This is a genomic window from Bacillus sp. EKM206B (assembly GCF_011066015.1).
Classification (GTDB): domain Bacteria; phylum Bacillota; class Bacilli; order Bacillales; family Bacillaceae; genus Bacillus; species Bacillus velezensis.
In genome coordinates, this window is sequence record NZ_JAAMNL010000024.1 from 1 (window position 1) to 8,853 (window position 8,853).

Below are 8,853 nucleotides of genomic sequence, written 5' to 3' on the forward strand. Positions count from 1 at the left end.
GCGCCGATGGTAGTCGGGGGTTTCCCCCTGTGAGAGTAGGACGCCGCCAAGCTATCATTACGGTAAAGGCAGCTCATCATGAGCTGCCTTTTTTGTTTATAAGTATTGCTTTAGAAAATTAGAAACGTAATACGGAAATTTTCGTTCCGTGACCTCTAAGAACCGGCGGATCATCACATAATCATCACTGACATGCTGTGTCAGCAGTTCATACCACCACTCCGTTTCATATCTCGCAATCATCCCGATATTGTAGAGGACCAAATAATGAATAATCATTTCCGGAAGATGGAGGAAGTGATCACGCTGAGAGGGAATATAATATTGATTTTTCTCCAAGTGAAACAATAAATTTGGCGAAGACCAAGGTTCTCTGTCTATCGGGTCAGCCTCAAAAACCAAGTGATTATGGTCTTTCCTCAGAAAAGACCACTTCAAATGATGGTTGATATATTCAGCAAAGCGGGAATCAGACATATTGTAATGAATCACCGCATGCTCAGGCACTGAAATAAGGTCATCTTTCAGCTCTACTCGGGTCAGCCAATTCTTTTTCTCTTGGAAGTAAAAGACAGTATGCAATTCAGGTATGGCTGTCAGCAATTTCTTCATTGTGTACCGTTCTTCCTCAAGACCAGCTATCCCGAATAAGTGCTTCATTACATGAATACATAAGCCATTGCGCTGCACCTTCACTTCATCATCCCTAAAGGAGTAATTTTGCTTTTTGCGTTTCCGGGCAGTCACGCCATGCGCGAGTACTGAGGCATGGCTTGGATAGCTTGGATCTGTGGTCAGAAGGCAGGCTTTCAGCAATTGTGACATCCCGTAAAACAACAGAATAGGCTTAATTTCTAAAGGGGAAAGAGATGCCTGCTTATAAAAGGACTCGGCGTGTTTGATAAAGAATATGAAGCGCTCACTGTTCTTAAACGCATATCGTTTTGGTTCTTCCATACCGCTTTCTGTATAGACTTTATTTAGAAATTTCTGGGAAGATTCTACGGAATAAAATAATGATAACTCTTTCCACTCATGATCTCTCATATGTATTTTTAAACCCTTTCCTTTATCTAAATATTTCAACTCTTTTTCGCTTCCTTGACATGCTGTTTTCTAGTTGATAATCTACATATAATATTTTGCCGAAAAGAGGGGGATTTACTAATGTGGGAAAGTAAATTTTCAAAAGAAGGCTTAACGTTCGATGATGTACTGCTCGTACCGGCTCAATCAGACGTACTTCCGCGTGATGTGGATTTATCTGTTGAACTGACAAAGACGTTAAAGCTTAACATTCCTGTCATCAGTGCGGGAATGGATACAGTAACAGAATCAGCTATGGCGATTGCGATGGCCAGACAGGGCGGCTTGGGCATTATCCATAAAAACATGTCCATCGAACAGCAGGCTGAACATGTTGACAAAGTCAAACGTTCTGAACGGGGCGTTATTACAAATCCCTTCTTTTTAACACCTGATCATCAAGTATTCGATGCGGAGCATTTGATGGGGAAATACAGAATTTCCGGTGTTCCGATCGTAGATAATAAAGACGATCAAAAGCTTGTCGGTATCATTACAAACCGTGACCTTCGCTTTATCTCTGATTATTCAATGAAAATCAGTGATGTCATGACAAAAGAAGAGCTGGTTACGGCTCCTGTGGGAACCACATTAGACGAAGCAGAAAAAATCTTACAGAAACATAAAATTGAAAAACTCCCGTTAGTGGATGACCAAAACAAATTAAAAGGTCTTATCACGATCAAAGATATTGAAAAGGTTATCGAATTCCCGAATTCATCTAAAGATGAACACGGACGCCTTATTGTCGGCGCTGCGGTAGGCGTGACAGGCGATACAATGACACGCGTCAGCAAGCTTGTTGAAGCGAATGTCGACGTTATCGTGGTTGATACGGCTCACGGACATTCCAGAGGCGTACTGAACACAGTCGCGAAAATCCGTGAAACATATCCTGAACTGAACATTATCGCAGGAAATGTTGCAACGGCTGAAGCGACAAAAGCTCTGATTGAAGCCGGAGCAAATATTGTCAAAGTGGGAATCGGACCTGGTTCAATCTGTACGACACGCGTCGTTGCAGGTGTAGGCGTACCGCAGATCACTGCCATTTATGATTGTGCCACTGAAGCGAGAAAACACGGCGCGACAATTATCGCAGACGGCGGTATTAAATTCTCCGGAGATATTACGAAAGCGTTGGCTTCAGGCGGACATGCCGTAATGCTCGGAAGTCTGCTTGCCGGTACTTCAGAAAGCCCGGGAGAGACTGAAATCTATCAAGGCAGAAGATTTAAAGTGTATCGCGGTATGGGTTCTGTCGCTGCCATGGAAAAAGGCAGTAAAGACCGATATTTCCAAGAAGAAAATAAGAAATTCGTCCCTGAAGGTATCGAAGGACGGACTCCGTACAAAGGTCCTGTAGAAGAAACAGTGTATCAGCTTGTCGGCGGTCTTCGTTCAGGTATGGGATATTGCGGTTCAAAAGACTTGCGCGCTTTAAGAGAAGAGGCTCAATTCATCCGTATGACAGGTGCCGGACTTCGCGAAAGTCATCCGCATGATGTCCAAATTACGAAAGAATCACCAAACTACACAATCTCATAATTGTTACAAATAAAAAACATTTGACAGGGTCGCTGACTCTGTCTATTTTTTTTATATCGAGTGTGATAAAATTTATACTGTTGTGTTTTGAATTTGAATATGTCCTTAACGGCTTAATTATAGATTTAAAATGAATGACGGAGGTCGTAAGATTGAACATCACGAAATGGAAACAGCTGTTGGTGTCATTAGTGGTACTGGCACTGGCCGCAACTTGCTTTGTTCCAATGTCTAAAGCGGAGGCAGCCGGCAATGACCCGATTGATGTCAACGCATCAGCTGCGATAATGATTGAGGCTTCATCGGGGAAAATTTTATACAGTAAAAATGCAGACAAAAGACTGCCGATTGCCAGCATGACAAAAATGATGACTGAATATCTGCTTCTGGAAGCCATTAAAGAAGGAAAAGTGAAATGGGATCAAACGTATACTCCTGATGATTATGTCTATGAAATTTCTCAAGACAACAGTTTATCAAACGTCCCCCTTCGAAAAGACGGCAAATACACGGTTAAAGAACTGTATCAGGCTATGGCGATTTACTCTGCCAACGGAGCCGCGATTGCAGTTGCCGAAATTCTTGCCGGAACTGAAACGAAATTTGTCGCTGAAATGAATGCGAAAGCCAAAGAATTAGGCATGACAAACTATGATTTTAAAAATGCCACAGGGCTTGTGAATGAAGACCTTCACGGCAAGCAGCCGCAAGGAGAAGGCGTTAAAGAAGAAAGTGAAGTTTCTGCTAAAGACATGGCGCTTCTTGCAGACCGCCTGATCACTGATTATCCGGAAGTTCTCAAAACAACAAGCATCGCTAAAACGAAATTCAGAGCCGGCACTGATGATGAAATGGACATGCCGAACTGGAACTTCATGTTAAAAGGTCTTGTTTCTGAATACCCTGGCGTTGACGGCTTAAAAACGGGTTCTACTGATTCTGCGGGATCTTGTTTTACAAGCACAGCACAGCGGAACGGAATGCGGGTCATCACCGTTGTATTAGACGCAAAAGGCAACCTGCATACCGGACGTTTTGATGAAACGAAAAAAATGCTCGATTACGCATTTAACAGCAATTTCTCAATGAAAGATCTTTACCCTGAAGGCTCTCAAGTAAAAGGGCACAAAACGATTGACGTTGAAAAAGGGAAAGACAAGCAAGTCGATATTGTTACTGACAAGGCGCTTTCTATTCCTGTGAAAAGCGGGGATGAAAAGAACTATAAAGCCGAAGTGACTTTAGATAAAAAAGAAATCACGGCTCCTGTGAAAAAGGGAACGAAAGTCGGAACGCTGACAGTTACATACAAAGGCAGTGACAAAGACTATGGCTTCCTCAAATCCAAAGAGTTCAGCGTGAATCTTGTAACGAAAAATGATGTAGATAAAGCAAACTGGTTTGTTCAGATGATGCGCGGCATCGGCGGATTCTTCTCCGGTATCTGGAACAGCGCCGTTGACACGGTAACAGGCTGGTTTTAAGAAATAAGAAAGAGCTCTGATGAAAGTTAGGGCTCTTTTGCTTAATATACTGAAAAAACCAAATTATTAGTAAAAAATGATATCTATCTTATTCATCTCGCTGTAAAATAAGAATACCCATATGAAATATTGTATTTCTGGGATACAATAAGAGATAGAAATTAACTAACTATACATTGACTAGGGGGACCAAATAATGGCTCAAACAGGTACTGATCGTGTAAAACGCGGCATGGCGGAAATGCAAAAAGGCGGCGTCATCATGGACGTTGTAAATGCTGAACAAGCGAAGATTGCGGAAGAGGCGGGAGCTGTTGCCGTAATGGCGTTAGAACGCGTTCCGGCTGATATTCGCGCTGCCGGCGGTGTTGCCCGCATGGCTGATCCGACAATCGTTGAAGAAGTAATGAATGCTGTATCCATTCCCGTAATGGCAAAAGCGCGTATCGGACATATCGTTGAAGCGCGTGTCCTTGAAGCAATGGGAGTAGATTACATCGATGAAAGTGAAGTTCTGACTCCGGCTGACGAAGAATTTCATTTAAATAAAAACGAATATACAGTCCCGTTCGTATGCGGCTGCCGTGATCTCGGCGAAGCAACGCGCCGTATCGCTGAAGGAGCTTCCATGCTTCGTACAAAAGGCGAACCGGGAACAGGAAACATTGTGGAAGCTGTCCGCCATATGAGAAAAGTAAACGCGCAAGTGCGCAAAGTTGTTGCGATGAGCGATGATGAGCTGATGACTGAAGCTAAAAACCTCGGCGCTCCTTATGAACTGCTTCTTCAAATCAAGCGTGACGGCAAACTGCCTGTAGTGAACTTTGCTGCCGGCGGAGTAGCGACGCCTGCTGACGCGGCATTGATGATGCAGCTTGGCGCTGACGGCGTATTTGTCGGTTCAGGTATTTTCAAATCAGACAACCCTGCTAAATTCGCCAAAGCAATTGTTGAAGCAACGACTCATTACACAGACTACAAACTGATCGCTGAGCTTTCTAAAGAATTAGGCACAGCAATGAAAGGAATCGAAATCTCAAATCTATTGCCGGAACAGCGTATGCAAGAACGCGGCTGGTAAAACCATAGGAGAGCTGGAAGCATGTTAACAATTGGTGTACTTGGACTTCAAGGAGCAGTAAGAGAACATATTCGTTCAATTGAAGCATGTGGTTCAAAAGGTGTCGTCATTAAGCGTCCTGAACAGCTGAATGACATCGACGGTTTAATCCTGCCGGGCGGGGAAAGCACGACGATGCGGCGTTTAATGGATACGTATCATTTTATGGAGCCGCTTCGCGAGTTTGCCGCCCAAGGCAAGCCGATGTTCGGCACATGCGCCGGTCTGATTATTTTAGCCAAAGAGATAGCGGGAACGGATAACGCTCATCTAGGGCTGTTGAACGTTGTCGTCGAGCGTAATTCCTTTGGCCGTCAGGTCGACAGCTTTGAAGCTGATCTGACGATTAAAGGCCTTGATGAGCCGTTTACGGGTGTATTTATTCGCGCGCCGCATATTTTAGAAGCCGGAGAAGATGTTGAAGTGCTTTGTGAGCATAACGGACGCATCGTGGCTGCAAAGCAGGGGAATTTCCTCGGCTGCTCGTTCCATCCTGAACTGACGGATGATCACCGGGTGACAGAGCTGTTTGTGAAGATGGCGGAAAAGCATAAGCAGGAAACAGCTGTATAAAACAGTTGAAAACCGCTGATACTTATAGTACATTATAAACACAAATAAAGATCGAAAAGCGTTGACAGGAAGCAGTAGGAAGCCTCTCTTTCAAAGAGAGCCGATGGGTGGTGCGAATCGGTGAAAGATGCTGTCCGAATCCGTCCTTGAGCGAAATGCTGAAACCAAGTAGGCATTTACGGGAAAACCGTTATGTGTTAAAGCGGGAAGCAAGTATGAGCTTGTTTTCAATCAGGGTGGCAACGCGAGAGCTCTCGTCCCTTTTAGGGGATGAGGGCTCTTTTTTATTTTCGATAAAAACAGATAGGAGTTGTTAGGCATGATTGATACGAAGGTGCTGAGAGCCAATTTTCAAGAGGTGAAAGCGAAGCTCATTCCAAAAGGCGAAGACTTATCTGACTTTGACAAGTTTGAAGAGCTGGACGAAAAGAGAAGAGAGCTTATCGGTAAAGTAGAAGAACTGAAGGGAAAACGCAATGAAGTATCTCAGCAGGTCGCCGTTTTGAAACGGGAGAAAAAAGACGCTGATCATATTATTAAAGAGATGCGTGAAGTGGGCGAAGAAATTAAGAAGCTTGATGAAGAGCTTCGTACTGTCGAAACGACGCTCGAAACCATCCTTCTGTCTATTCCGAACATCCCGCACGATTCAGTGCCCGTCGGGGAAACGGAAGATGATAACATTGAAATCCGCAAGTGGGGAGAGGCGCCGGCATTTTCGTATGAGCCGAAACCGCATTGGGATATCGCAGACCATTTAAACATTCTTGATTTCGAACGCGCTTCAAAAGTAACAGGCAGCCGGTTTGTGTTTTATAAAGGATTAGGCGCCCGCCTCGAACGCGCGCTCTACAACTTTATGCTGGATCTTCACGTTGATGAATATGATTACACGGAAGTCATTCCTCCTTATATGGTAAACCGTACGAGCATGACAGGCACGGGACAGCTTCCTAAATTTGAAGAGGATGCTTTTAAAATCAGAGAAGAGGATTATTTCTTAATTCCGACGGCGGAAGTGCCGATTACAAATATGCACCGCGATGAAATCTTATCCGGTGAGAACCTGCCGATCAATTATGCCGCATTCAGCGCTTGCTTCCGTTCAGAAGCGGGATCTGCCGGCCGTGATACACGCGGTTTGATCCGCCAGCATCAGTTCAACAAGGTTGAGCTTGTGAAATTCGTGAAGCCGGAAGATTCTTATGAGGAGCTTGAAAAACTGACGAATCAAGCTGAGCGGGTGCTTCAGCTGCTTGAACTGCCGTATCGTGTCATGAGCATGTGTACCGGTGATCTCGGCTTTACAGCCGCGAAAAAGTACGATATTGAGGTATGGATTCCAAGCCAAGACACATACCGTGAAATTTCTTCTTGCAGTAACTTTGAGGCCTTCCAGGCGAGACGCGCAAACATTCGATTCAGACGCGAAGCGAAAGGTAAGCCGGAGCATGTGCATACATTAAACGGTTCAGGTCTTGCAGTCGGCAGAACAGTAGCTGCCATCTTAGAAAACTATCAGCAGGAAGACGGAAGTGTCATCATTCCGAAAGTGCTTCGTCCTTATATGGGAAATAAAGAAGTCATCAAACCGTAAAAGGTGCGCCCTAGAGGCGCGCCTTTTTTGCTGCCCGGTATAGAGCGGCGGCATTCCGGGCTGTGCTTTCAAGGTTAAAACGGCCGGATGCTAAGGCGTCTTCAAGACTTACAGCGCCGGGCACGATAGAAAATACAGCCGTTATTCCTGCGCTGTAAACATGCTCGAAATTTTTGCCTAAGGAGCCCGCCAATGCGATAACGGGAATTTCTTGAGTAGATGCGCGTGCGGCGATCCCGGCGGGGGTTTTGCCGAATATCGTTTGTCCGTCTATCTGCCCCTCTCCGGTAATGACAAGGTCAGCGCCTCTTATCTGATCTGAGAAGGACAGTGTATCTAATACAACGTCAATCCCGCTTTGAAGTTCTGCCTGTAAGAAAGCGATCAGTCCGGCGCCGAGTCCCCCTGCGGCGCCCGCGCCTTTTACGGTATCCGCTTCGATATCGTGCTGACGTCTCAATACGTCAGCGAAATGGCGTAAGTTGCGATCCAATACAACTTTAGTCTTCTCGGATGCCCCTTTTTGCGGGCCGAAGACATATGAAGCGCCGTTTTCACCGGTCAGAGGATTTTCGACATCACATGCGGCACGGATACGGATATGTTTCAGTTCAGGAGAGAGACCGCTTATATCAATAGAAGCTAGGGTGTGCAGAGCGCCTCCGCCGTCAGGTATCTCCTGACCTTCCTCATTTAAGAAACGCACACCGAGCGCGCTCGCCATTCCTGTTCCGCCGTCATTGGTTGCGCTCCCGCCAAGCCCGATGATGATCTCACCCGCCCCGTGGGAAGCTGCATCTGCTATCAGTTCACCCGTTCCTCTTGTCGTTGTGTTCAACGGATCTCTGAGATGGCGGGGAACGAGATGAAGTCCCGATGCTTCCGCCATTTCAATGACTGCTGTGCGTCCGTCTCCCAGAAGTCCATATGCGGCGTTTACCGGCATTCCCAGCGGACCGGTCACAGTTTTTTTGATGATGCTTCCGCCAGTGGCATCCGTCAAAGCCTGAACGGTTCCTTCTCCGCCGTCGGCCGCGGGTATCTTGATATATTCCGCGTCAGGGAAGACCGCTTTGAATCCTTTTTCTATGCTGTCAGCGGCTTCTTTTGATGTCATGCTTTCTTTGAAAGAATCCGGTGCAATGATGATTTTCATTATGTTCTCCACCTTTATGAGCAGGTATCTGTTTGAATCTATTCTTGATTTTTACTGTGTTTTCCTGCCCGTATGGCATACTGAGGTTGAATTGGACGCAAGACTTTTGTATGATAGTAAAGCTGACGGACAAGCTGTTTAAGAAATGAAATAAAAAATATGAAAAAGCGCTTGACTGAAATTTAGGTCATGTGGTATATTATTAAATGTCGATACGGAGGAATACCCAAGTCTGGCTGAAGGGATCGGTCTTGAAAACCGACAGGGGTGTCAAAGCCCGCGGGGGTTC

7 protein-coding genes and 1 other annotated feature are annotated in these 8,853 nt (G+C 45.4%); of the genes, 5 read left to right on the plus strand and 2 right to left on the minus strand.

The window, feature by feature from the left end; all coding sequences use genetic code 11:
• Positions 1-96: 96 nt before the first annotated feature.
• Positions 97-1,047 carry a YaaC family protein gene (locus tag G9F50_RS20060; protein WP_060561851.1) on the minus strand — a complete coding sequence of 317 codons (951 nt, stop codon included), beginning with the start codon at positions 1,045-1,047 and terminating at the stop codon, positions 97-99.
• Positions 1,048-1,167: 120 nt separating this feature from the next.
• On the opposite strand from G9F50_RS20060, the gene guaB reads away from it, so the two are divergent.
• The 5 genes from guaB (at position 1,168) to serS (ending at position 7,408) form a co-directional block, all read left to right on the plus strand.
• Entirely contained in the window at positions 1,168-2,634 is a 1,467-nt protein-coding gene (gene guaB / locus G9F50_RS20065) for an IMP dehydrogenase (RefSeq protein ID WP_003150717.1), read from the plus strand.
• 152 nt (positions 2,635-2,786) lie between these two features.
• Entirely contained in the window at positions 2,787-4,118 is a 1,332-nt protein-coding gene (gene dacA / locus G9F50_RS20070) for a D-alanyl-D-alanine carboxypeptidase (RefSeq protein ID WP_015239011.1), read from the plus strand.
• 196 nt (positions 4,119-4,314) lie between these two features.
• Positions 4,315-5,199: a pyridoxal 5'-phosphate synthase lyase subunit PdxS gene (pdxS, locus tag G9F50_RS20075; RefSeq protein ID WP_003150714.1), complete on the plus strand. Its 885-nt coding sequence runs from the start codon at positions 4,315-4,317 to the stop codon at positions 5,197-5,199.
• Positions 5,200-5,220: 21 nt separating this feature from the next.
• On the plus strand, positions 5,221-5,811 hold the full coding sequence (pdxT, locus tag G9F50_RS20080; protein WP_007615126.1) for a pyridoxal 5'-phosphate synthase glutaminase subunit PdxT: 591 nt from the start codon (positions 5,221-5,223) through the stop codon (positions 5,809-5,811).
• A 52-nt stretch (positions 5,812-5,863) separates the two neighbouring features.
• Positions 5,864-6,076, plus strand: a binding site (T-box leader).
• Between the two features lie 54 nt (positions 6,077-6,130).
• Positions 6,131-7,408, plus strand: coding sequence for a serine--tRNA ligase (gene serS / locus G9F50_RS20085; protein ID WP_007408744.1), 1,278 nt, complete (start codon positions 6,131-6,133; stop codon positions 7,406-7,408).
• A 10-nt stretch (positions 7,409-7,418) separates the two neighbouring features.
• Here the strand turns inward: serS and G9F50_RS20090 are convergent, their stop codons facing one another.
• A complete protein-coding gene (locus G9F50_RS20090) occupies positions 7,419-8,564 on the minus strand; it encodes a glycerate kinase (RefSeq protein WP_060561848.1) in 1,146 nt (381 codons plus the stop codon).
• Positions 8,565-8,853 lie beyond the last annotated feature (289 nt).

Coding starts and splice junctions, on each gene's coding strand:
- serS (WP_007408744.1), top strand. CDS start 6,131: ATGATTGATACGAAGGTGCTGAGAGCCAATTTTCAAGAGGTGAAAGCG.
- G9F50_RS20090 (WP_060561848.1), bottom strand. CDS start 8,564: ATGAAAATCATCATTGCACCGGATTCTTTCAAAGAAAGCATGACATCA.
- guaB (WP_003150717.1), top strand. CDS start 1,168: ATGTGGGAAAGTAAATTTTCAAAAGAAGGCTTAACGTTCGATGATGTA.
- pdxT (WP_007615126.1), top strand. CDS start 5,221: ATGTTAACAATTGGTGTACTTGGACTTCAAGGAGCAGTAAGAGAACAT.
- G9F50_RS20060 (WP_060561851.1), bottom strand. CDS start 1,047: ATGAGAGATCATGAGTGGAAAGAGTTATCATTATTTTATTCCGTAGAA.
- pdxS (WP_003150714.1), top strand. CDS start 4,315: ATGGCTCAAACAGGTACTGATCGTGTAAAACGCGGCATGGCGGAAATG.